Consider the following 21,860-nt stretch of genomic DNA (forward strand, 5'->3'; position numbering starts at 1 on the left):
GGCGCCGGGGAGCCTCAGGACGCGTCGGCCGGCCGGACCGTGGCCCGCTCGGTCGGTCCGGCGAAGGCCAGGAACGTGGAACGCGTACTGAGCAGCCACTCCCCGCCGACCTTGCGGAAGGCGTCCTCGTAGTGCCCCACCTGTGTGGGCATGCGTGGGGGCGCCATGCCGCCGGTGTGGCCGTCCATGCGGTACGTCGTGAAGTACGTGGTCGCCGTCGCCTCCGACCCGGAGGCGACGGCGACCAGGATGTTCGTACAGACGCGCCGTGAAAGCCGGTCGGCGGGCCGGGAACCGAAATAGGCACGGAGTGCTTCACGGCCCTGGACCCTGCGGTCGCCCTCGGGCCACTCCCAGACCCCGTCGACGGTGAACAGCTCGGCCACCCGGGCCGGTTCACCCAGGTCGAGCCGGCGGACGAACTCGGAGACCAGCCGCTCGCAGGCTCGCTCGGCGAGCAGACGGTCCATTGGATCAAGTGGATCAAGTGGATCAAGTGGGTCCAGCGGGCCGAGTGGGTCGAGTGGTTCAGCGGTCATGCCACTTCCTATCAGTGGCGCGGCGGACACCACGACCGGTTTTCGGCCCGGGAGGGCCGGACGTACTCCATTGCGGCCGGCCGCGTGTTTTAGTTCCCGCATGACCGATCTTGACGTGGTGCACGTGTTCGTACGACAGGACGGGACCGGCGGGAGCCCGCTGGGTGTGGTGTGTGACGGAGCTGCCGTGCCGGGTACGGAGGAGCGTCAGCAGGTTGCCCGGCAACTCGGTTTCTCCGAGACCGTGTTCGTGGATGACACGGCCCGGGGACAAGTCGATATCTACACGCCCAGTGTGCGGCTGCCCTTCGCCGGTTATCCGCTGATCGGGACCGCGTGGCTGTTGGGGGCCCATGGCTCACCGGTCGAAGTCCTGCGGACGGTGGCGGGTGACGTGGTCACTTGGGCCGAGGGCGAGTTCACGTGGATCCGCGGCCGGGCGGAGTGGGTGTCGGGCAAGCGCACCCAGCGGTTCCCTTCCGTGGCGGCCGTCGACGCCCTGCCCACGCCTCCCGCGGGCGACGGCTGGTTGTACGCGTGGGCCTGGGCGGACGAGGCCGCCGGCACGATCCGTGCGCGGGGGTTTCCCCGGCGGGGTGACGCCATTGCCGAGGACGAGGCGACGGGTGCGGCGGCGATGCTGCTGGCGGGGGAGTTGGGGCGTGATGTCCGGATCAGGCAGGGCCGGGGCTCCGAGATCCTGGCGCGGGTCTCCGACGGGGGGTGGATCGAGATCGGCGGTCGTGTCACGGCGGCCGACGTCCGCCCGCTGCACCGGCGGACCGGGACCGAGGGCTGAGAGCTGGGGGTGAGAGCTGGGCGTGAGGCCGGGGATGGGCCCGTGACGAACCTCCCGGAGGCGACGGGCGTATGTACGGCCCGCGCGCACGGGAGGCACCGGGGCGTGGCGTGGGCGAGGTGCGGGGAGGCCCGGCGATCTGCCCGTAACCTGGGCGGAAGTCACACCGGTTGCGAGGTCATTCACCGTGAGGTCCCCCCTTTCACTGTCCGCGGTGCCGCGGCTGATCGTCGCTCTGTTCGCCGGGGCGGTGACCGGCCTGCTCATCGGCTTTCTGATCGACCCGCGGCTGGGTCTGCTCACCGGGATCACCGTGACCGAGCTGGCATTCGTGGTGGTGGGCTGGCTGGCGCTGTGGCCGATGGACGCCGCCGGCACCCGGCGCAATGTGCGGCGCGAGGATTTCCGCCCCGTCACGGAGGAAGCGGCGATCGTCGTGACCGCGCTGGCCGGACTGGTCGCGATCGTCCTGCTGCTCCTGATCGGCGGCTCACCCGGGAAGAGCCGAACCGCCGCGGCGCTCGCACTCGCCGGGGTCTTCACCTGCTGGGCGGCGCTGCATCTGATGTACGCAGCCCGGTACGCGTATCTGTACTACCAGTCGCCCACCGGGGGCATCGACTTCAACTCCGAAGAGCCGCCCGCCTACCGGGACTTCCTGTACTTCAGCTACAACCTGGGCATGACATACCAGGTGTCCGACACGAGTGTCTCGAACTCGACGATCCGTGCCGTCGCGCTGCGGCACTGCCTGCTGTCCTACCTCTTCGGCACCAGCATCCTGGCCACCACCATCAACTTGGTGACCGGAATCGTCACTGGCTGATGCACCTACGCCCCCGGCGCCGTGCCGGCTCGCGCGGTCGCCTCCGCCGGGGCGGAGTCCTTCTTCCCTGGGCCGGCGGCGGAGTCCTTGCCGCCGATCTCGCAGGCGGTCAGCGAGAACGCCGCAGCGGCCGCGAGGGCCACCAGGGCAGTGGAACGGACAGTACGGCGAGCACGGCGCGTGGTCATCGGTGAAGCCCCAGGGGATATCAGGATCCGGGCCTTCCGCCTGCTCCCGCAGGCCGGACGGCCGGATCGGTTTTCGCTGCACCCTGTGAGATGGCACCCGGACAGGATTTGTTCGCGCGGATCTGCCCGTAGTTCGAATCGCGCCCCGCTGTTCCGTGTGGAAACGTGGAAGGGCCGGAAAACGCCGGAAACGGAGTGCCTGCCGCGCTTCCCCAGGTCAGGTGCTCCGTGAGACCTGCTACGCGGGAGGTGGCCCATGTCGTCGAAACGACGCCGTAAGAAGAAGGCGCGCCGCAAGCACGCCGCGAACCACGGACGACGACCGCAGTCCTGATGAGCGCAGTCCTGATGACCGCAGTCCCGGGCGGCTGTATGGTGCCATGATCCGACAGCTAGGAGGCAGGCTCTGTGGTCGAGTCGCAGTCCGTGATCGCCCTACCGGCCAAATCCGCTCTGTTCCTCGTGTGCACCATCGCGCCCGGTGGCGAGTCCGCGGTCCGCGACCTGCTGCCCGATGTGGCCGGGCTGAAGCGGTCGGTGGGGTTCCGCGTACCGGACGCCGGGCTCACCTGCGTCGTCGGCATCGGCTCCGCCGCGTGGGACCGGCTCTTCGACGGGCCGCGCCCCCGCGATCTGCATCCCTTCGTGCCTCTGGCAGGCTCCCGCCACTGTGCACCGTCCACCCCAGGGGATCTCATCTTCCATCTGCGGGCGCGCCAGATGGACCTCTGTTTTGAGCTGGCCCGGCTGATCGGGGAGCGGCTCCGGGGAGCGGTCACCGTGGTGGACGAGGTGCACGGCTTCAAGTCCTTCGACGAACGCGACCTCCTCGGCTTCGTGGACGGCAGCGAGAACCCGGAGGGCGCGCTCGCGGCCGACTCGGTGTTCATCGGTGACGAGGACCCCGATTTCGCAGGTGGCAGCTATGTCACCGTGCAGAAGTACATCCACGATCTCTCGGCCTGGGACGCACTGCCCACCCGCGAGCAGGAACTGATCATCGGTCGCACCAAGCTCAACAACGTCGAACTGTCCGACGACGACAAGCCCGCGGACTCCCACGTGGCTCTCAACACCGTCACGGACGAGGACGGCAACGAGCAGAAGATCGTGCGGGACAACATGCCGTTCGGCCGTATCGGACAGCAGGAGTTCGGTACGTATTTCATCGGCTACGCGCGCACCCCCGCGGTCATCGAGCAGATGCTGCGCAATATGTTCCTCGGGGACCGGCCCAGCGTTCACGACCGGATTCTCGACTTCTCCACAGCAGTCACCGGCTGTCTCTTCCATGTGCCGAGCGCCGACTTCCTCGACGACCCACCGGGACCGCCCGTCGGCGCCACGGCGACCGAAGGTTCTCTCGGTATCGGCAGCCTCAAAGGAGCCTGAACCCATGTCCGTGCCCACCGGTATGAACAACCTCTACCGCGACCTCGCCCCCATCACCCCTCCGGCGTGGGCACAGATCGAGGAGGAGGCCCGCCGCACGTTCCAGCGCAACGTCGGAGGCCGCCGTGTCGTGGACGTGACAGGACCCGACGATCCCGCACTGGCCGCTGTCGGCACGGGCCACCTCACCCCCATCGACGCCCCGGCGACCGGTGTCATCGCGCGACTGCGCCAGGTGCGGCCCCTGGTAGAGCTCCGCGTCCCCTTCAGGGTCACCCGCGCGGCGGTGGACGACGTCGAACGCGGCGCGCAGGATTCCGACTGGCAGCCCGTCAAGGACGCGGCCCGTGCCATGGCGTTCGCCGAGGACCGAGCCGTCTTCGAGGGGTACGCCGCAGCGGGCATCGAGGGGCTGCGCGAGCGTACGACCAACCCGGTGCTCAGCCTGCCGTCGGAGGTACGTGAATACCCGGACACCGTCAGCCGGGCCCTGACGACGCTGCGGCTCGCCGGAGTCGCAGGCCCGTACTCACTGCTGCTGGGCGCCGACGCGTACACCGAGGTGAGCGAGACGTCCGACCACGGGTACCCGATCGCCGCGCACATCGGCCGGCTCCTGGACGCACCGCCCATCTGGGCACCCGCGCTCAACGGCGCCTTCCTGGTCTCCACCCGGGGCGGTGACTTCGAGCTGCGCCTCAGCGAGGACCTCTCCATCGGCTACACCGCGCACGACACGGACGGGATCGAGCTGTACTTCCGCCAGACGCTGACCTTCCTGGTCCACACCGACGAGGCCGTGGTCGCGCTCACCTCCTGAGCGGGCCCGCGGATGGGTGGGATGAGCACGACTGCCTCGGGGGTCGGCCGTTCCTACAATGCGGCCCATGGACAGCTCAGCCGCACGCCTGGACCGTGCCCGCGGACGCCGCGCCGCCGCACTCGAAATCCTCGGAGAACTGGATCTGGTCCGCCGCTGGCAGACCTGCGGCGACCCCGTCGTCGTCGGCTCCGTGGCCCTTGACCTGGTGGTCGAAGCGGACATCGACCTGGAGATCTACTCCGAAGTGCCCTCCGTGGCGCGGGGGTTCGCGGCACTCACGCCGTGCGCCGAGCTGCCCGGTGTGCGGCGCCTGCGGTTCACCAACGCCCTCGATCTGGCCGACCAGGGCCTGTACTGGCGTCTGGACTACGAGGCCGCGGGAGGAGAGACCTGGCAGGTCGACATGTGGTGGCTCCCGTCCGGCCACCCCGGCCCCCGTGCGGCAGATCTGGTCGGGCCCCTGCGCGAGGCGCTGACGGACGAGACCCGGAACGCCGTCCTCACGGTCAAGGAGGGAGCCGCCGAGGCAGGTGAGGCCCTCGCGGGTGTCTGGGTGTACCAGGCGGTCCTGGACCACGGCGTCCGTACGTACCCCGAGTTCGCCGCCTGGCGCGCCCGCACGCCCACGGACCGGCTCACGACCTGGCTGCCCGGGCGGCAGCACAGCTGAGGAGTTGAGGAGCCCGACCGGGCCGCCCCTCGTCCCCGGGCCCTCACCGGACCGGGGACGAGCGGAGGCCCGGCCCCCTCACCCGTCGCGCAGCATTTCCAGTACGAACGCCGCCGACCAGGAGAAGTTCGTGGAGTTCCGCCCCTCGCCGGTCAGTGGCTGGTAGTTCTCCCGGATCGGCCCGTCACCGAGCAGGCCCTCCGCGTGCTGGAGCAGCTGTTCACGGATGGCGCGGGCGTCCCGGTCGTAGCCGTAGTCGGACAGGCCGCGGATGGCGAAGTACGCCTGGTCGAGCCAGACCAGACCGCGCCAGTAGCCGGTCGGGTCGAACTCCGGACTGTCACGCGCGACCGTGGGCAGCGGCATGGGGGTGGCGAACTGCGCCGGGTCGGTGAGCGCGGCGCGGGCGCCGGCCGCCTGCCGGGCGGACGCGACACCCGCCCACAGCGGGACAGCCCCTTCGATGCCCTTGCCGGGCGCCGTGCGCGGTCCGCCGCCGTCCGGCCCGCAGTCGTAGAAGAATCCGGTGGCCGGGTCGTACGTGTGGGCCCTGATCCGGTCCCGCAGGGCATCCGCCTGGTGGTCGAGGTCCTTCGCCTCGCCCGGCCAGCCGAGCTCGGCCGCCATCCGTGCGAGGAAGCGCTTCTCCGCGTACAGGAAGGAGTTGAGATCCACCGACTGCTGGGCCAGCGAATAGCCGACCGTGTGTCCCGACCGGTCGGTGTTGGCCAGCACCTGCGCGCCGTCGAACCTCGGAGCGTTGTCCATCCCGCTCTCCCAGGCCGCCGCCAGCCGCCGCTGCTCGGTGCTGTCGTTGGCCGGGTCCACCGTGGCGCCGTACTCGGCCAGGCCGTTCCCGTCGTGGTCCCGGTCGCGGTACCACCACGCGTGGTACGCCCTGAGCTTCGGATACATCCTGCGCAGGAACGTCCTGCCGCCGCCGCGCCCGTACACCTCCCAGACCGCCCAAGCGGCCAGCGGAGGCTTGGAGTTGCGTTCGTTCCAGTTCAGGCCGCCGTGCCGGATGTCGTTGTAGAACAGCGCGTCCGGCACCATCCCGGCGTCCTGCGGACGGTCCGTGGAGTCCGCCGTGATCTGGTGGTCGAACATCGACTCAATGGTGGAGACGGCCAGTCCGGGATCGAAGACCGCTGTCGCGACGGCCTCCTTCCACGAGTCCCAGGCCCAGAAGCCGCCGGCGAACGAGGTGTTGGTGAGGGAGGGAGTGATCCCGTCCTTGCGCAGCTCCCCGGCCGGACTGCGCCAGTTGGTCACCAGGGTCTGTACCGCCTTCGCGGCGACCCGGCGGCGGCCGTCGGCCACCGAATCCAGGGCGCGGGACAAGTAGAGCTGCCAGCGCCGGTCCGCACGGTCCGCGACACGGTCCGGGTGCGCCAGGGCCTCTCGTACGGCCGGGCCGCCCGCGCGGCGCTCCGCGTCCGTGAAGGTGTACGACTCGGCCCAGGCGAACGTGGCCGTCGCGCCCGGCGCCAGCCGCGCGGACCGGTCCGCGGTGGTGCGGTACGCGTCGCCGTGGACGGTCGTACGCACGGGGGCCGCGTGGGCCACAACGAACCGGGTCTGCGCGGTGGTCAGGAAGTCCTTGTACGAGCGGACCTCGGCGAACCGGACCGCGACGCCGTCAGCGGTCGCGTGCAGGCTCGGCGCGCTGCGCACCGGCTCGCTGGTGTGGCGCAGCAGCGAGCCCGTCCAGTGGGCGCGCAGCGTGCGGTCCCGTGCGCCGCGGTTCTGGACCGTCGCACGGACCAGGGCGGTGCGGTTGTCGGCGTACCGCAGCTCCACGGTCACGCACAGACCGTCCACGGCGTATGACTGTGTCAGGACACCCGGCCGGGCCTCCAGCAGGGGCGATGCGTCGGCCGACAGGTCGACGGCCCGCGCCGACCGCTCGTCGTCGAGTCCGAACCGGGTGAAGGCACGGCTCAGATACCAGGGGTACTCCTCCGCCACGTACAGGGGCCCGCTGAACCCTCCGAGATACGCGTGGTCAGCCGCGGACGGCAGTCCGTAGGCGTGCCAGGCCCCGAGGTCGGCGAAGACGTTGAGGGGATTGTCCCCGGGGGGCTGCGCCGCATCGGGCAGGCCGTGCAGATCGAGCACATCGGACAGCCCGTCCCGGAACGACTCTCCGGAGCCGTGCGCCGACGCCGCCGTCGTCGCCGCTCTGTCCTGGGCATGTGCGGGAACCGCGGGCAGTACCGCGGCCCCCAGTGGTACGAGCGACGAAGCGGCGAACTGCCTCCGCGAGAGGTGTTTCATCGAGAGCCTCGGAACGTGATCGGAACATGCAGGGTGTCGGAATCCGGCCACGCTAACAGCTTGTTGACCGCCCGTTCAGAGGCCCGGCCTGCTCGCATTCGCCGCACCCTGCCGAGGCCGGAGCGGCGTGGCCCGGCCGCCCGCCTCCTGGGAGAGGAGGCCCATCAAGGCCATATGGCGCGTATCCGCCTATGCTGATCCGGGGGAGACCTGGCCGGTACGGGAAGGGTTCGCTGCCGGTCCGGATTTCGCTGCCATGTGGATGAGGAGCAGAGCAGATGCAGATCGGCTACAAGCTCGCCTCCGAGGCGTACGGCCCCCACGAACTGATCCGGCAGGCGGTACACGCCGAGCGGGCCGGATTCGACTTCGTGGAGATCAGCGACCACTACCACCCCTGGCTGGACAGCCAGGGCCACTCCCCGTTCGCGTGGACGGTACTGGGTGCCATCGCCGCCAGGACCGAGCGCATCGGGCTCGCCACAGGCGTCACCTGCCCCACAGTGCGCTACCACCCGGCCGTCATCGCCCAGGCCGCCGCGACACTCGCGCTGGTGTCGGACGGCCGCTTCACCCTGGGCGTCGGCTCCGGTGAGCGGCTCAACGAGCACGTCACCGGCCGGGGATTCCCCAACTCGGTGCCCGAGCGCCACGCCCTGCTGCGTGAGGCGCTGGACATCATCAGGCTGCTGTGGCAAGGCGGTTACCGCTCGTACGAGGGCCGTCATCTGCGGCTGGACGACGCCCGGGTCTTCGACCTGCCGGAGCGGCTCCCGCCGATCGCGGTCGCGGCCGGCGGCCCGCTCGCCGCGCGCATCGCCGCCGAACTGGGGGACGGGCTCTTCGCGACCCAGCCCGACGGCGGCCTCGTCCGGGCTTACGGCAAGGCCGGGGGCAGCGGCCCGCGGTACGCGGAGGTGCCGCTGGCCTGGGCACCCGACGAGCACACCGCCGCACAGGCCGCGCTGGACACCTCGCGCTGGGCCGTCACCGGATGGAAGGTGATGAGCGAACTGCCCAACCCCGCCAACTTCGCGGCGGCCACCACCACCGTGCGGCACGAGGACATTCTGGAGCTGTTCGCCTGCGGCCCCGATCCGGCCCGCTGCCTCGAAGTGGCCCAGCCGTTCGTGAACGCGGGATTCGACCGTCTGGTGATGCAGAACGCCGGCCCCGACCCGGACGGTTTCATCGAGTTCTACCGCGCCGAACTGGACCACCGCCTGCGGGCGTTGACCCCGCAGAACGTACCGGGCTGACCGTCGCCTGATCCCCTTGCGGATCACTGCTCCGTACGGCGATGATCGTCGGGCCCACCAGCAGGATCACCGAGTGCGGCTGGAGAACCGATGCCCGACGTGCGGCGGGACCACGATGCCGCTCGCGCGGTCGCCGAAGCCGCCCTGGGACACGATCCCGGCCCCATGGCCGCCGTCGAGAGCCGCTCTCACCACGTCTACGTCGGCTCGGAGACCGTCGTGAAGATCATCGATGCCGGCGGCCACACCCGGCTGAACCGGGAGATCGCCCTCGCGCCCCACCTGCCCGCCGGGCTGGCCGCGCCCCTGCTCGGCAGCGGTGTTCACCCGCCGGGTACCGGCGACATCCGCTACGCCTGTTACGTCCGGGTGCCGGGGACCGCGCCCGGCATGGGGCTGCCCGGTGTGGACGGTGAGACTGCGCGGCTGCTGGCACGGGAGGCGGTCCAGCGGCTCGGCCTACTGCACGACTGGGTGCCGACGGGCGATGTCGAAGAGGTCCTGCGGGAACCTCTCGGCCACGGCGGTTTCGTCAGCGGGCCCGCGCTCCTCGACGAGGTCGAGAACCTCGCAGCCCTGGACCGGCGGGGGACCGTTCCCGGGATTCTGCTCGACGGCGTGGCGGCCATCGCGGAACGGGCGTCGCTGCCCGCGCGTGCGGTCGTCCCGGTCCACGCGGACTGTCACTGGGACAACTGGCTGGTACGCGACCGGAGTGTGACGGCCCTGCTGGACTTCGAATGGGCCCGCTTCGGCGAACCGGCCGACGACTGGTTCTTCCTGGCCCGGTTCAGCGGCCCGCACATGGAGACCGTTCTCGACGTCATCGCCTGCGCGACGGGGACCCCTGCGGACACCCTCCGGGCGCAGTGCGAGGTCCGGGAGGCCGCCCACCTCGTCGCCGACCTCCGCACCGCGTTCGAAAACCCCGGAATCCATGGGGAGATGGCCGCTGACCGGCTCCGTGACCTGGAAGAACTCATCGTCGGACGTTACTGGTGGCGCCACGCCCGGTGACGTAAGGCCGTATGCCCCTTCATGACTCCGCCGTGATTCCGCCTGGCCGGGCGGGCTGATCCGCGCCACCATGGAGGGAAGAGGTTCAAGGGCTCCGGCCGGGGCCAACTGCGCAGCATCCGGTGAGTTTCCGGAGGCCGGACCATGACAACGCGGGATCGCCTAGGGCGGAGCGGCCCTCCGTCACGTCTTCGGACCGCGTGGAACTGTATCGCCCCGCCGTGGCCGTACGACCGCATGCACTACGTCTGCAGCCTCCTGTTGCTGCTGGTACTGGTGGTGGGGAGCCCGCTCGCGGGATGGGCGGCAGGCAGCAGCGCCTACGACCACAGCCTTCACGAGGCCCGAGCAAGGGGAGCCGGACGCCACCTGGTGACAGCACATCTGACCGCCGACGCGAAACGGGTCGTGCCCGGGGCGGCTCCGGGAGGCGCGGTGGGGTCCGCCCCCATCCGGTGGACCGACCGGAGCGGGTCGCACACGGGCGTGCTGGCGGCCACGGAGAACCAGAAGAAGGGAAGCCCGGTACTCGTCTGGGTGGACCGTTCGGAGAAGGCCACGCCCGTCAACTCGACGGAGTTGCAGCCGGGGCTCCTCACCGGGGGCGTCGTGGGCGTCGCGACCGGCGCGGGAGCGGCGGCCCTCGCGGGTGGCGCCCGGGCAGGGCTCTGGCGGTGGCACGACCGGCAGTGCGCGGTGCGCTGGGAGAAGGAGTGGGCAGAGGTCGAACCGCGGTGGTCTCACCGCAGCGAACCGTGAAACCGAGGCCCGAGGACCCGACGAACCCGCGGCCCGAGGGCCGGGGGGAAAAGCGGCAGAGGCCGGAGGGACCCGTCGGCCCGGGGGAGCCGGTCGGCCCATACCGGGTTCCGTACGCGAGGAGCATGCTTGAAGGGGAGAGGGACGCGTTCGGAGAGGATCGCGTTCGGAGCTGGATGTGCTCGGGGAGATGGACGCGCTCGAGGAGGCCGCCATGACCACCCCCGTCACCGTCGGGTTCGATGGCTCCCCCGAGGCCGATGCCGCTGTCGACTGGGCCGCGCAGGAGGCCGTGCACCGAGAACGGCCGCTGCGGATCGTGTACGCGTGGGAGTGGCAGCCGTACCGGCTCACGCTGATGGACGCCCGTACCGAGCGCCACTGGGTCAGACACGTGCCGCACCAGGCCGCTTCCGCTCTCGCGGGGCGCTATCCCCGGCTTGAGGTGACCGCTGAGGTGCTCGGCGGGGCCCCGGTCCCCACACTGCTCTCGGAGAGCAACGGATCGGAGCTGCTGGTTCTCGGCTCGAGAGCGCTGAGCGCCTGGCACGGATTCGTCATCGGGTCGGTGGCGCAGTCGATCGTGGCCCACTCCACCGGGCCGGTGGCCCTCGTACGCGCCTCCACCGAGGTGAGCGAAGCCGCAGCCGCGGCAGAGAGCGGACCCGCGCCGGAGCCCGCCGAGCGTGAAGTGGTCCTCGGTGTCGATCTGGACAATCCCAGCGACGACCTGATGAGTTTCTCGTTCGCCACGGCCGCAAGGCGTGCAGCGCCCCTGCATGTGGTGCACGGGTGGAAGGCACTCGCCCCGGTCCTGCCGGATACCGCCCACCTGGGGCATGAGCACAAGGAGCACCTTGCCCATAAGGAGGAGGAACGCCTCAGCGAGGCACTTCGGCCGTGGGCCGACACGTACCCGGACGTGACGGTACGCGAGGACTCACACGCCGGAAGCACCGCCGACCACCTGGTGAACTGCTCCCGCGACGCCCAGCTCCTCCTGGTCGGCCGCCGCGCACCGGGTCTCCACCTGGGGGCGCGCATCGGCCATGTGACCCACGCGGCCATGCATCATTCCGCGGCCCCGGTGATCGTCGTACCCCACAACGAATAGCGCCGGCGGCCGGCGAGCCACCGGTGAGGATGCCCGTCACCGGGACCATGGCGATCCCGTGCGCCGGCAGCGGACCGATGTGTCAGTCCGTCGTGGCCGTGGCCTGCTGTCTCGGTGCGTGCCGGCGGTCGCTGACGGCCAGGTGGTTCACCAGGATGATGATCGGCACCAGCAGGGCCAGGCTGACCGGGCCCGTCCCCCAGCCGAGCCCGCCGCGGTGCGCGGGCACCCCCATCCAGTCGGCGAACGAGGCTCCGAGCGGCCTGGTCAGTACGTACGCCCACCAGAACGCGGCCACCGCGTTGAGCCCGAGGAACCGCCGGGCCAGTGCCGGGACCGCGATGAGGGCGGTGAAGAGAAGGCCCGATGTGAAATAGCCCAGGTGCAGGGTGCCTGCGGTGAGGTCGCCGACCGCGGTGCCCAGGGCGAAGGTGGCCAGCACCGTCGCCCAGTAGAAGCACTCACGGCGCCGGGTGCGGATGCTGTGGATGGAGAGGGTGCCCTCGGACGCGTACCAGGTCATCAGCAGGGCTGCCAGAGCGACCGCGAAGCCCACCACCGACACCGCGTACGGCACACCCGCCACCACATGGACGACATCGGCGGCCATGGTGCCGAAGACGCTGACCATCACGATCGCCGACCAGTAGGTCCAGGCGCCGTAGCGGACCGTGCGGAACTGGAGGAACAGGAGGGCCGCCAGGCCGGCCAGCCCCAGACCGCCGGCCACGATCGGGCCGAGAGTGCGGGCCAGATAGTCCGACGCCGTCTCGCCCATCCCGGTGGTGAGCACCTTGACCACCCAGAACCAGACGGTCACCTGGGGCACCTTGCTCCACCCCGGCATGGACCGCGCCCGGGCGGCTCCGCGTGGCCCCCGCAGGGCGTGCGACGGTCCGGTGGCCGTTCGGCCCGCTGGTTCTCGCATGGTCTTCTGCCACCCCTCCGGGCGCCGGGCGCCGCGTCAGCTGCCGTCCGGGCGTTCCCGGTCCGGTGGAACCCGACGGCCGGCATGCACACGGCCCGCCCGTCGAGCGTCTACGTTACTGTAGACGGTGCGGGTGGTGCCCGGCGGGGCATCCGGCGCGGTGCGGCGGGCCGCCGCTTCCGCCCGGGCGGTGGGAGGGGTCAGCGGGTGACCATCAGCTTCCGTACGCCGTAGTTGGTGCCGGTGAAGTCCATCGGGACCTCCTCCAGCGGGGTGGCGAGGCGGAGATCCGGGAAGCGGGCGAAGAGTCTGGGCAGGACGGTCCTCAGTTCGGCCCGGGCGACGTTCTGGCCGAGACAGGCGTGGACGCCGTAGCCGAAGGCGATGTGCCGGGTCATCCTGCGATCGAAATCGAGCGCGTCGGGATCCTGGAAGACGCGCGGGTCCCGGTTGGCCGCGTTCATGGCGACGACCACCAGCTCGCCCTGCTTGATCCGGGCGCCACCGATCTCGAGGTCTTCCTTGGCCACCCGGCCCAGGCCGAACTGGACGATCGTGAGGAAGCGCATCAGCTCCTCGATGGCGCCGCCGATCTTGTCCGGGGCCTCCATCAGGCTGTGGCGCTGCTCGTCGTGGGTGAGCAGGGTGAGGGTGGACAGGCCCATCATGGCGGCGGTGGTGTCATGCCCGGCGAAGAGCAACAGCACGCCGAGGCCGATCAATTGACGGTCAGTCAGGGTTGCGTTCTCGCCCTCGGTCCTGTTGATGAGTTCCGCCAGGATGCCGTCGGTGTCGCCGGTGCGGCGCTTCTCGGCGACCAGGCCGGTGATGTAGTCGATCAGCCAGTGGGCACCCCGGTCGCGCTCCTCGCGGCTGCGGCCCATGTCCATCATGGCCTCGGTGGCGTGGTGGAACCCGTCGCGGTCCGCGTAGGGGACGCCGAGCAGCTCGCAGATGACCAGGCAGGGGATGGGCAGCGCCATGGCCTCGATGAAGTCGAAGGTCTCGGGTCCCGCGGCGATGGCGTCCAGGTGCTCATCGACGATCTTGTCGAGGTAGGGCTGGAGTCTGGTCTGTACGGCCTTGGGCGTGAAGTGGCGGGTCAGGAGCCGCCGGTAGGCCCCGTGTTCGGGCTCGTCCATGAAGACGAAGCCCACATCGAACGGCGAGTCATCGCCGGGTTCGGCCACCTCGCCCTCCGGGGTGTCGTGGCGCCACCGCCTGGCGCTCATCCGGGGGTCGCTGAAGACCTGGCTTCCCTCGTCGAAGCGGGTGGCCAGCCACCCGGTCGACCCGTTGGGGAAGCGGACCTTCAGGATGGGCTGTTCCTCGCGCAGCTCCGTGAACTCCGCAGGAGGATCCAGGGGTTTGGCGGGGTCCCGGGTGACGGGCTGGCTGACGAGTTGCTCGGTCATTTCGGCTCCTGGCGGTCGGAAGCGTCCTGTGGTCGGGGGGTGTGGGCCGCGATGGCGGCGGTGACACCGGCATGGGTGGCGGTGGCGTTGCACCAGCCGGTGTAGACGGCCAGGTGGAGGACTGCCTCGCGGAGTTGATCCGCGGTCAGTTCGCCGTTGACCAGGCCGCCGTTGGCGATGATCTGGATCAGCTCGGCCCGGCCGGTGGAGGCGGCGACGCCGAGGGTGAGCAGACGGCGGTCGCGTACGGACAGTCCGGCGCGGCCCCAGACCTGGGCGAAGAGATAGTCGACGGTCTCGTCGATGAAGGGATCCGCGGGCCGGTCCCGCACTGCGGAGCTGAAGCCGGTGCCGTAGACCTGGTCCATCATCTCCAGCCCGAAGCCGCGCAGTTCGTCCCTTGCGGGAGGGGGCTGCTCGCCCAACTCCAGGGTCCGCCTCGCCTCGGCCCGTGCGGTGTCCACCAGCGGCACCGGCACCCCGAGGGCGGCGGCCAGGTCGCGGGCCGCGTCGAGGTCCTTGGTCATCAGCGGTTCGATCTGCCGGCCGACGGCCTCGGGCAGGGCGCCGTCGGGGCCGTGCATGCGCAGAAGCTGGAGCAGCGTACGACCCTCGGGGTCGGCGCTGTCGACGACTTCGGCGAGCCGGGCGGGATCCACGCCTGCGCCACTCGCCAGAGCGGCGGCCTCGAAGACGGTGCGCCAACTGCCGTACGTGATGACATTGCGCGCGATCTTGGTGGCCATACCGGCGCCGACCGGCCCGCAGTGGATGACCTTCTTCGCCCAGTCGTCCAGGACGGGACGTGCCGCGTCCACGGCATCCTGTTCTCCGCCGACGATGGCGACCATGCCGTTCTCGGCGGCCTTGTCGCCGGGCGTCACCCCGCAGTCGATGAAGGCGACCTCGCTGTCCGCGCACAGCTGGGCGAGCTCCCGGACCACCGGCAGCGCGACAGTGGACAGCAGGACGACCGTCAGGCCCGGCCGGGCCTGCGACAGCAGCCCGTTCTCGCCGCCGATGACGTCACGCGCCTGGGCGGCGTCGACAACGGCGACCATCACAACGTCGCTGCTCCGGGCGACAAGGGCGGGGGAGCCGACCTGCTGCGGAACGCCTGCGAGCCCGTCCGCCGCGTCCGGCCGGATGTCGTACGTCACCGGCGGCCGGCCGCTCCGGGCGAGGCTGACGGCCACTCCGGCGCCGATCATGCCGAGCCCCACGACACCGGCCCGACTCTGCTGACCTGCTGTCATGTCGGGTTCCCCGTCCTGAGGCCGACCGCATCGGTGACGTGGGCGCACGACGAGGCGCAGCCGCTCACGGGCTTACCTCGATCGCGGCTGCCGGGCACACGGCGGCGGCCTGGCGCACGTTCTCGTACTCGGTGGCGGGCGGGCCGGCGTCCAGCAGGACCACCACGCCGTCCTCGTCGCGCTGGTCGAAGACCTCGGGTGCGGCGAGCACGCACTGCCCCGCCGCGCAGCACTTGTCGTAGTCGATGGAGATTTCCACGCGAGTTTCCTCCCGTCCAGCCCCGGTCGGGGCGACGCGGACCGGGCGACCGGCGCAGCCATATGGTTGCTCCAGTCACCTAACTAAGTTCAGTTATGGACGCTAGTCCTCGGCCCGGAAGCCGTCAAACGGTTCGGCCTTATGCGGAGTTGATGTCCTGCCCGGCGTCCTGGCCGGCCAGCCCGGTGAGAATCGCCCTGATCCGGCGCGACGCGGCTGTCTCGGCCGCCGGCGGGCGCACCGTGCCGTCGGCCGGCGGGTCCGGTACCAGGGAATCGACCAGTCCGTCGGCCACCTGCAGGATGAGGTCGCCCATGGGGGCGCTCTGCGGCAGGGCGTGGTTCAGGGCGATGTTGCCGTGCAGACCGGACCAGAGGGTCAGTGCCGCCTGCTCGACCGGCAGGCTGGGAGTGAACCCCTCACGCAGGCAGCGGTCGAACGCCGTGCGCAGGCCGGCGGACACATGCCGGGAGGGGTGCCGGTTGATCCGGCCCTGCGCGACAGCGGGCTGCGGAACCTCGAACAGGAGCCGGTAGTGCCCCGGGTTGTCGAGCGCGAACCGGCAGTACGCGTGCACCTGGGCCCGCAGCCGCTCCCGGGAGCCCAGCTCGGCCGACGCGGTGTCCGCCGCTTGCATCCGCGCGGCCAGGTCGGCGTACTTGTCCTCCAGCGCCGCCCACACCAGCTCGGCCTTGTCCGCGAAATGCAGGTAGATGCTGGGCGCCGCGACACCGACCTCCCGGGCGACCGCCCGCATGGTGAGACGCTCGATCCCGCCCCAGTGGCCGAGCAGCCGGTTGACAGCGGCAAGGATCTCCTTGCGCAGCTGGTCGCCCTCGCCGCGTGCGCTGCGTGGCCGTGCGGCACCCGCAAGGGGCCCGGCCTTCGCTCTCGCCGACTGCTCCACCACGAACCGCTCCTCCTCGTATATCCACGAGGTTAAGGGGTTCGCTGACCGCCGAGTCCGCCGAGTCCGCCGAGTCCGCCGAGTCCGCCGAGTCCGCCGGGTCCGCCGAGTCCGCCGAGCACCCCGCGCTCACCCCCAGTGATCGCCCCAGCCCCAGGGGTCCGGGACCGTGGTGACGGCCGCCGGGGTCCCGATGCCGAAGCCGCCGCGGTAGAACAGCATCGGCTCCCGGTCGGCCATGGTCTCCAGTCCGAGCACCCGGCCCACCACCACGTCGTGGTCGCCCGCGCCGTGCACGTCGTGCACATCGGCGTGCACCCGGCTCAGGACGCCCGGCAGCGACGGTGTTCCCCAGCGGGAGAGCTCCCAGTGCAGGCCGTCGAACTTGCGGCCTCTGCCGGACCCGAACCGGGCGCACAGATCCGTCTGCTGTGCGGTCAGGATGTTCACGGTGAACCGCCCCGACTCCCTGATCCTCGGCCAGGTGCGCCCCCGGTGGTCGGCGCAGAAGAGGACCAGGGCCGGTTCGAGGGAGACGGACGCGAACGACTGGCAGGCGAAGCCCACCGGGGCGCCGTCCCGGTCGATCCCTGTCACCACGGTGACCCCCGACGCGAAGGTCCCCATGGTGTCGCGCATCCGCGGCGGCGTCGGCGTGGTCTTCTCGTCGGCCTCGGGCGGGGACACGGACTCTGCGGTCATCGGTTTCACCTCGAGGGGGACGGTGCGGAATTGTGCCCGGGAGCGGGCAGGGGGCCGACGCTAGGACAGCGGCCCGCCGTGCCGACCCCGGTTCCCGATGAGTGGAATGCCGGCCCGCGGCGGGCTTCACGAGGGCGGCTGCAAGGGTCTCGGCGGCGCCCCCCGGCCGTACGTATCCCACGCATCCCGCTGACCGGGACGCCCGCCGTGCGGACCCGCCGGCCCTGGCTACCGTCCAGAAGCCGACCACGACACACGGCACCCGTAACCGCCCGCACCGGGCGGCCACCCGGCCCCTCCGTGCCCCGGCCCCGGCGCTCACGACCCTGGAACACCCGGCGCAGCCGCGCCACCCCGGCTCCGTACCGAGATCGAGAAGCCCGTACCGAGATCGAGAAACCCGTCCTTCGGGTGAGAGGGACCGACGTTGCCACATCAGACGATTGCCGACCTGCTGCTCGCCCGTGCCGGCGACGACCACCCCGGTCTTGTGACCCGCGAACAGACCTGGACCTGGGACGAGGTGGTCGCGGAGAGCGCGGCCCGCGCCGCCTGGGCGGAGGAGTCGCGCACCGAGGGCCCGTTCCATATCGGCGTACTCCTGGAGAACGTGCCCGAGTACATCTTCTGGCTCGGCGCAGCCGCGCTCTGCGGGGCCGCGGTCGTGGGCATCAACCCGACCCGCCGCGGCGCCGAACTCGAACGCGAAGTGCGGCACACCGACTGCCAGTTGATCGTCACCGACCGGGCGGGCGCCGACCTGCTGCGCGGTCTGGACATCGGTGTGGACCAGGAACGGTTCCTCGTCGTGGACGAGCCGCGGTACGCGGGCCTTCTCGCCGCCCACGCCGGGCGCCGGCCCGTGCGGGCCGCCCCGGACGTCACCGCGGGGACCAGGATGCTGCTGCTCCTGACCTCGGGCACGACCGGTACGTCGAAGGCGGCGATCTGTTCGCAGGGCAGGCTCGCCGCGCTGGGCGCGTCCAACAGCGCCAAGTACGACATCACCCGCACCGACATCTGCTACTGCCCGATGCCGCTGTTCCACGGCAACGCCCTGATGGCGCTGTGGGCACCCGCCCTCACCGCGGGCGCCACCATCGCTCTGCCCCGCGCGTTCTCCGCCTCCGGATTCCTCCCCGACGTTCGGCACTTCGGGGCCACCTACTTCACGTACGTCGGCAAGGCCATCGGCTACGTCCTGGCCCGCCCCGGGACACCGGACGACGCCGACAACCGGCTCACCCATGCCTTCGGTACCGAGGCGTCGCCCGAGGACGCGGACCGCTTCCTGGCACGTTTCGGCTGCCGGCTCATCGAGGGGTACGGCTCCAGCGAGGGCAGCGGCATGCTCAGACGCGTCTCCGGCGGACCGGCCGGCGCGCTCGGCGTGCCGGCCCGGGAGAGCGTCCGCATCGTGCACCCCACGACCCGGCAGACCTGCCCGCCCGCACTCGTCGACGTCTACGGCCGGGTACGCAACCCCGAAGAGGCCATCGGCGAGATCGTCGACACCGAGGGCGCCGCCCGGTTCGAGGGCTACTACGCCAACGAGGCCGCCAACGCCGAGCGCGTGCGCCACGGCTGGTACTGGACCGGAGACCTCGGCTATGTGGACGAGGCAGGCTACTTCTACTTCGCCGGACGGTCCGGCGACTGGATCCGCGTGGACGGCGAGAACATCTCCGCCCTGCTCACCGAACGCGTCCTGCGCCGGCACCAGGACATCGTGGCGGCCGGAGTCTTCGGTGTGCCCGACCCGCGCTCCGGCGACCAGGTCATGGCCGCCGTGGAGATCGCCGAAGGCACCCGTTTCGAGGACCTGGACCTGCCCGGATTCCTGGCCCGCCAGGAAGACCTGGGGACCAAGGGAGCCCCCCGCTTCGTCCGCGTATCGCATGCGCTGCCCACCACCGGCTCCAACAAGCTGCGCAAGAAGGAGATGCAGCTGGACGGCTGGCGCACCGACGACCCGGTGTACCGCTGGCAGGGCCGGGGCCAGGCCGTGTACGCGCCGATGACCGCCGACGACAAGGCGGCGCTGCGCGCCGAGTTCCTGGCCAGCGGGCGTGGGCGCTTCCTGCCCTGAGAGGTCCTGGAGACACTTCCGGCGCTGAGGGCCTGTCCGGTTCCGCCCGGCGGCGACAACCAAGGAGAACGACACATGCAACTGCGCGAGAGCGCCGCGCACCGCGAGCTGCGGCGAGAACTGCGGGCGTACTTCGCCGGCCTGATGCCCGAGGACGAACGCCGTCGCGTCGGTGAGGAGGGCGTCGGCGGCGACCGCTTCCGTGAGGTCGTGAAACGGCTCGGCTCGGACGGCTGGCTCGGCATCGGCTGGCCCACCGAGTACGGCGGCCAGGGGCGCCCGGTCGAGGACCAGTATGTGTTCTTCGACGAGGTGCAGCGGGCCGGCCTGCCCTTTCCGTTCGTCACGGTCAACACCGTCGGCCCGACCCTCATGGCGTACGGGTCGGAGGAACACAAGCGGCGGTTCCTCCCCGGCATCCTCTCGGGCGACATCGTGTTCGCGATCGGCTACACCGAGCCCGAGGCCGGCACCGACCTGGCCTCGCTGACCACCCGGGCCGTCCGGGACGGCGACGCGTACGTCGTGGACGGCAGCAAGATCTTCACCAGCGGCGCCAACACCGCCGACTACGTGTGGCTCGCCGCCCGCACCGACCCGGACGCCCCCAAGCACCGGGGCATCTCCATCCTGATCGTGCCCACCACCGACGACGGCTTCTCCTGGAGCCCCATCCGCACGGTGGGCGGCATGGTCGTCACCGCCACGTACTACAGCGGCATCCGGGTGCCGGCCGACGACGTGGTGGGCGAGGTGGACGGCGGGTGGCGGCTCATCACCGCCCAGCTCAACCACGAGCGGATCGGCCTCGCCGCCCTCGGCGGCCGCAGCATCCAGCTGTGGGAGCAGGTCCTCGACTGGGCCGACGAGAACGGGGCGAGTGAACTCCCCTGGGTGCAGCGGGAGTTCGCCCGTACGTACGCCAGGCTGGAGGCGATGCGGCTGATGAACTGGAAGATGACGGCTGCCGTCGCCGCCGGCACCCTCACCGGCGCCGAAGCGGGCGCGGCCAAGGCATACGGCACCGAGACCCACATCGACGTCCAGCGCGCGCTGACACAGATACTCGGGGCCGCGGGGCGTATCCGTCCCGAGTCGCCGGGTGCGGCACTCGCCGGGCAGATCGAGCAGCTCTCCCGGCAGGGGATCGTGAACACCTTCGGCGGCGGCGTCAACGAGATCCTGCGGGACATGGTCGCCGTCCAGGGCCTCGGGCTGCCGCGCAAGGGGCGGGCCGCGTGACCGGGCACAGCACCCGGCAGGACACCGGGTACGAAGAGCGGCTGCGGGCCTTCACCGGACGGGAACTGCGCGCCGCCACACCGGCCCAGGACCCCGTCAACCAGCCGATGATCCGGCACTGGACGGAGGCGATGGGCGACACCAACCCGGTGTACACCGACGCCGGTTCGGCCCGGGCCACCGGGCGCGACGGGGTGGTGGCACCCGCGTCGATGGTCCAGGCGTGGACGATGCCCGGATACGCGGCCACCGTCTCCCCGCCGGCCGTGCGCAGCGGCTTCGACGAACTGGTCGGCCTCCTCGCCGAGGGCGGATACACGTCCGTGGTGGCGACCGACTCGGAGTTCGGCTTCCTGCGGGAGCTGGTGCCCGGGGACCATGTCACCGTCCGCGAGACCGTGGAGTCGATCTCCGAGGAGAAGCGGACCGGGCTGGGCGCCGGACGGTTCGTCACCACCCTCAAGACGTACACGGACCAGCACGGCGAGACCGTGGCAACGCAGCGCTGGCGGACCCTCAGGTTCCGTCCGGCGTCCGCGGCGGCCCGTGAGGAGGGCCCCGAGGCCGCTCCGGTGGCAGCTCCGGCAGCGGGCGCCGCGCAGGCCCCCGCAACGGCTCCGGCAATGGCTCCGGCGACGGCTCCCGCAGTGGCCGGGGCCGGAGGAACCGATTCGGCCGCGGCCGGTGAACCCGCCCCGGAAGCGGCTCGTGCCCTGCGCCCCCGACCGGCTGTCAACCGCGACAACGCCTTCTTCTTCGACGGCGCGAAGCAGCACCGGCTGCTCATCCAGCGCTGTACCGCCTGCTCCCTGCTGCGCCATCCGCCCGGCCCCTGCTGCCCGGAGTGCAACTCCCTGGAGTGGGACACCGTCGAGGCGTCCGGCCGCGGCGTGGTGCACAGCTTCGTCGTGAACCACCATCCGAGGCACCCCGCCTTCGACTTCCCGATGGCCGTCGCGGTCGTGGCACTGGCCGAAGGCACCCGCCTGATCGCAGGTCTGACCGGTGTCGCACCCGAGGACGTGGAGATCGACATGCCCGTGGTCCTCGACTGGCTCGACGCCGACCCCGATCTGACCCTGCCGGTCTTCCGGCCCGCCCCGACGGAGGCACCCTGATGGATTTCTCCCTGGGAGAAGAGCTCGAAGCCGTCCGTGACCTGGCGCGCGAGATCTTCACCGACCGTGCGACGCCCGAACGGCTGCGCGAGGTGGAGACCTCGCAGGCCCGCGTCGACGAAGCCCTGTGGGCCGATCTGGCCGCCGCCGGTCTGCTCGGCGCCCTGCTGCCCGAACGGGAGGGCGGCGCCGGGCTCGGGATGGCGGGGCTCTGCGTTCTCCTGGAGGAGCAGGGCCGGCGGGTGGCGCCCGTGCCGCTGTGGCCGGCCCTGACCGGC

At 71.2% G+C, this 21,860-nt stretch carries 22 protein-coding genes; 13 read left to right on the forward strand and 9 right to left on the reverse strand.

Going from position 1 to position 21,860, the window contains the following annotated elements:
• Nucleotides 1-14 precede the first annotated feature (14 nt).
• Nucleotides 15-539, reverse strand: coding sequence for a nuclear transport factor 2 family protein (locus tag G3I19_RS12525; protein WP_164263206.1), 525 nt, complete (start codon nucleotides 537-539; stop codon nucleotides 15-17).
• Between the two features lie 100 nt (nucleotides 540-639).
• Between G3I19_RS12525 and G3I19_RS12530 the strand changes: the two genes are divergently transcribed.
• Nucleotides 640-1,338: a PhzF family phenazine biosynthesis protein gene (locus tag G3I19_RS12530; RefSeq protein WP_164263208.1), complete on the forward strand. Its 699-nt coding sequence runs from the start codon at nucleotides 640-642 to the stop codon at nucleotides 1,336-1,338.
• Between the two features lie 187 nt (nucleotides 1,339-1,525).
• The gene (locus G3I19_RS12535; RefSeq protein WP_164263210.1) at nucleotides 1,526-2,164 is read left to right on the forward strand and encodes a DUF1345 domain-containing protein; all 639 of its coding nucleotides are present in this window, start codon (nucleotides 1,526-1,528) and stop codon (nucleotides 2,162-2,164) included.
• A gap of 5 nt (nucleotides 2,165-2,169) precedes the next feature.
• On the opposite strand, the gene G3I19_RS12540 is transcribed toward G3I19_RS12535, so the two are convergent.
• Nucleotides 2,170-2,307: a hypothetical protein gene (locus G3I19_RS12540; RefSeq protein ID WP_164263180.1), complete on the reverse strand. Its 138-nt coding sequence runs from the start codon at nucleotides 2,305-2,307 to the stop codon at nucleotides 2,170-2,172.
• Between the two features lie 453 nt (nucleotides 2,308-2,760).
• Between G3I19_RS12540 and G3I19_RS12545 the strand changes: the two genes are divergently transcribed.
• From G3I19_RS12545 to G3I19_RS12555, 3 genes are all read left to right on the forward strand, one after another.
• Nucleotides 2,761-3,744: a Dyp-type peroxidase gene (locus G3I19_RS12545; protein ID WP_164263212.1), complete on the forward strand. Its 984-nt coding sequence runs from the start codon at nucleotides 2,761-2,763 to the stop codon at nucleotides 3,742-3,744.
• A 22-nt stretch (nucleotides 3,745-3,766) separates the two neighbouring features.
• The gene (locus G3I19_RS12550; RefSeq protein WP_164263244.1) at nucleotides 3,767-4,564 is read left to right on the forward strand and encodes a family 1 encapsulin nanocompartment shell protein; all 798 of its coding nucleotides are present in this window, start codon (nucleotides 3,767-3,769) and stop codon (nucleotides 4,562-4,564) included.
• A 67-nt stretch (nucleotides 4,565-4,631) separates the two neighbouring features.
• The gene (locus tag G3I19_RS12555) at nucleotides 4,632-5,237 is read left to right on the forward strand and encodes a hypothetical protein (RefSeq protein WP_164263214.1); all 606 of its coding nucleotides are present in this window, start codon (nucleotides 4,632-4,634) and stop codon (nucleotides 5,235-5,237) included.
• A gap of 78 nt (nucleotides 5,238-5,315) precedes the next feature.
• Here G3I19_RS12555 and G3I19_RS12560 read toward each other — a convergent pair whose 3' ends face one another.
• Nucleotides 5,316-7,517 (reverse strand): trehalase family glycosidase, encoded by a 2,202-nt coding sequence (locus G3I19_RS12560; protein ID WP_164263216.1) that lies wholly within the window; start codon nucleotides 7,515-7,517, stop codon nucleotides 5,316-5,318.
• A 278-nt stretch (nucleotides 7,518-7,795) separates the two neighbouring features.
• Between G3I19_RS12560 and G3I19_RS12565 the strand changes: the two genes are divergently transcribed.
• From G3I19_RS12565 to G3I19_RS12580, 4 genes are all read left to right on the forward strand, one after another.
• Complete coding sequence (locus tag G3I19_RS12565; protein WP_164263218.1) at nucleotides 7,796-8,776, forward strand: TIGR03557 family F420-dependent LLM class oxidoreductase; 981 nt, start codon at nucleotides 7,796-7,798, stop codon at nucleotides 8,774-8,776.
• A 90-nt stretch (nucleotides 8,777-8,866) separates the two neighbouring features.
• Nucleotides 8,867-9,793 carry a phosphotransferase gene (locus G3I19_RS12570; RefSeq protein ID WP_164263220.1) on the forward strand — a complete coding sequence of 309 codons (927 nt, stop codon included), beginning with the start codon at nucleotides 8,867-8,869 and terminating at the stop codon, nucleotides 9,791-9,793.
• A gap of 237 nt (nucleotides 9,794-10,030) precedes the next feature.
• Nucleotides 10,031-10,552 (forward strand): hypothetical protein, encoded by a 522-nt coding sequence (locus tag G3I19_RS12575; RefSeq protein WP_164263222.1) that lies wholly within the window; start codon nucleotides 10,031-10,033, stop codon nucleotides 10,550-10,552.
• Between the two features lie 214 nt (nucleotides 10,553-10,766).
• Nucleotides 10,767-11,666: a universal stress protein gene (locus tag G3I19_RS12580; protein WP_164263224.1), complete on the forward strand. Its 900-nt coding sequence runs from the start codon at nucleotides 10,767-10,769 to the stop codon at nucleotides 11,664-11,666.
• Between the two features lie 82 nt (nucleotides 11,667-11,748).
• Here the strand turns inward: G3I19_RS12580 and G3I19_RS12585 are convergent, their stop codons facing one another.
• The 6 genes from G3I19_RS12585 to G3I19_RS12610 form a co-directional block, all read right to left on the reverse strand.
• The gene (locus G3I19_RS12585; protein ID WP_164263226.1) at nucleotides 11,749-12,513 is read right to left on the reverse strand and encodes a hypothetical protein; all 765 of its coding nucleotides are present in this window, start codon (nucleotides 12,511-12,513) and stop codon (nucleotides 11,749-11,751) included.
• Nucleotides 12,514-12,794: 281 nt separating this feature from the next.
• The gene (locus G3I19_RS12590) at nucleotides 12,795-14,009 is read right to left on the reverse strand and encodes a cytochrome P450 (protein WP_164263228.1); all 1,215 of its coding nucleotides are present in this window, start codon (nucleotides 14,007-14,009) and stop codon (nucleotides 12,795-12,797) included.
• Complete coding sequence (locus G3I19_RS12595; protein ID WP_164263230.1) at nucleotides 14,006-15,265, reverse strand: NAD(P)-binding domain-containing protein; 1,260 nt, start codon at nucleotides 15,263-15,265, stop codon at nucleotides 14,006-14,008. Before G3I19_RS12595 ends, G3I19_RS12590 begins: the two co-directional genes overlap by 4 nt.
• 64 nt (nucleotides 15,266-15,329) lie before the next feature.
• The gene (locus G3I19_RS12600; protein ID WP_164263232.1) at nucleotides 15,330-15,524 is read right to left on the reverse strand and encodes a ferredoxin; all 195 of its coding nucleotides are present in this window, start codon (nucleotides 15,522-15,524) and stop codon (nucleotides 15,330-15,332) included.
• A 139-nt stretch (nucleotides 15,525-15,663) separates the two neighbouring features.
• Complete coding sequence (locus tag G3I19_RS12605; protein WP_343235079.1) at nucleotides 15,664-16,434, reverse strand: TetR/AcrR family transcriptional regulator; 771 nt, start codon at nucleotides 16,432-16,434, stop codon at nucleotides 15,664-15,666.
• 126 nt (nucleotides 16,435-16,560) lie between these two features.
• Nucleotides 16,561-17,133 carry a flavin reductase family protein gene (locus G3I19_RS12610; RefSeq protein WP_239074219.1) on the reverse strand — a complete coding sequence of 191 codons (573 nt, stop codon included), beginning with the start codon at nucleotides 17,131-17,133 and terminating at the stop codon, nucleotides 16,561-16,563.
• A gap of 427 nt (nucleotides 17,134-17,560) precedes the next feature.
• Here G3I19_RS12610 and G3I19_RS12615 point away from each other — a divergent pair, with 427 nt between their 5' ends.
• The 4 genes from G3I19_RS12615 to G3I19_RS12630 all read left to right on the forward strand — a co-directional run.
• On the forward strand, nucleotides 17,561-19,222 hold the full coding sequence (locus tag G3I19_RS12615) for an AMP-binding protein (RefSeq protein WP_164263234.1): 1,662 nt from the start codon (nucleotides 17,561-17,563) through the stop codon (nucleotides 19,220-19,222).
• A 75-nt stretch (nucleotides 19,223-19,297) separates the two neighbouring features.
• Nucleotides 19,298-20,464, forward strand: a complete 1,167-nt coding sequence (locus tag G3I19_RS12620; protein WP_164263236.1) for an acyl-CoA dehydrogenase family protein — start codon at nucleotides 19,298-19,300, stop codon at nucleotides 20,462-20,464.
• A complete protein-coding gene (locus G3I19_RS12625; RefSeq protein WP_164263238.1) occupies nucleotides 20,461-21,582 on the forward strand; it encodes a MaoC family dehydratase N-terminal domain-containing protein in 1,122 nt (373 codons plus the stop codon). Before G3I19_RS12620 ends, G3I19_RS12625 begins: the two co-directional genes overlap by 4 nt.
• Nucleotides 21,582-21,860: acyl-CoA dehydrogenase family protein (locus G3I19_RS12630; protein WP_203599482.1), on the forward strand; the 279-nt coding region annotated here is incomplete at its 3' end. The genes G3I19_RS12625 and G3I19_RS12630, both read left to right, overlap by 1 nt.

Source organism: Streptomyces sp. SID10853 (assembly GCF_010548145.1).
Classification (GTDB): domain Bacteria; phylum Actinomycetota; class Actinomycetes; order Streptomycetales; family Streptomycetaceae; genus Streptomyces.

Coding starts and splice junctions, on each gene's coding strand:
- G3I19_RS12575 (WP_164263222.1), top strand. CDS start 10,031: ATGCACTACGTCTGCAGCCTCCTGTTGCTGCTGGTACTGGTGGTGGGG.
- G3I19_RS12620 (WP_164263236.1), top strand. CDS start 19,298: ATGCAACTGCGCGAGAGCGCCGCGCACCGCGAGCTGCGGCGAGAACTG.
- G3I19_RS12610 (WP_239074219.1), bottom strand. CDS start 17,133: ATGACCGCAGAGTCCGTGTCCCCGCCCGAGGCCGACGAGAAGACCACG.
- G3I19_RS12570 (WP_164263220.1), top strand. CDS start 8,867: ATGCCCGACGTGCGGCGGGACCACGATGCCGCTCGCGCGGTCGCCGAA.
- G3I19_RS12585 (WP_164263226.1), bottom strand. CDS start 12,513: ATGCCGGGGTGGAGCAAGGTGCCCCAGGTGACCGTCTGGTTCTGGGTG.
- G3I19_RS12525 (WP_164263206.1), bottom strand. CDS start 539: ATGACCGCTGAACCACTCGACCCACTCGGCCCGCTGGACCCACTTGAT.
- G3I19_RS12555 (WP_164263214.1), top strand. CDS start 4,632: ATGGACAGCTCAGCCGCACGCCTGGACCGTGCCCGCGGACGCCGCGCC.
- G3I19_RS12530 (WP_164263208.1), top strand. CDS start 640: ATGACCGATCTTGACGTGGTGCACGTGTTCGTACGACAGGACGGGACC.
- G3I19_RS12595 (WP_164263230.1), bottom strand. CDS start 15,265: ATGACAGCAGGTCAGCAGAGTCGGGCCGGTGTCGTGGGGCTCGGCATG.
- G3I19_RS12565 (WP_164263218.1), top strand. CDS start 7,796: ATGCAGATCGGCTACAAGCTCGCCTCCGAGGCGTACGGCCCCCACGAA.
- G3I19_RS12550 (WP_164263244.1), top strand. CDS start 3,767: ATGAACAACCTCTACCGCGACCTCGCCCCCATCACCCCTCCGGCGTGG.
- G3I19_RS12580 (WP_164263224.1), top strand. CDS start 10,767: ATGACCACCCCCGTCACCGTCGGGTTCGATGGCTCCCCCGAGGCCGAT.
- G3I19_RS12560 (WP_164263216.1), bottom strand. CDS start 7,517: ATGAAACACCTCTCGCGGAGGCAGTTCGCCGCTTCGTCGCTCGTACCA.
- G3I19_RS12590 (WP_164263228.1), bottom strand. CDS start 14,009: ATGACCGAGCAACTCGTCAGCCAGCCCGTCACCCGGGACCCCGCCAAA.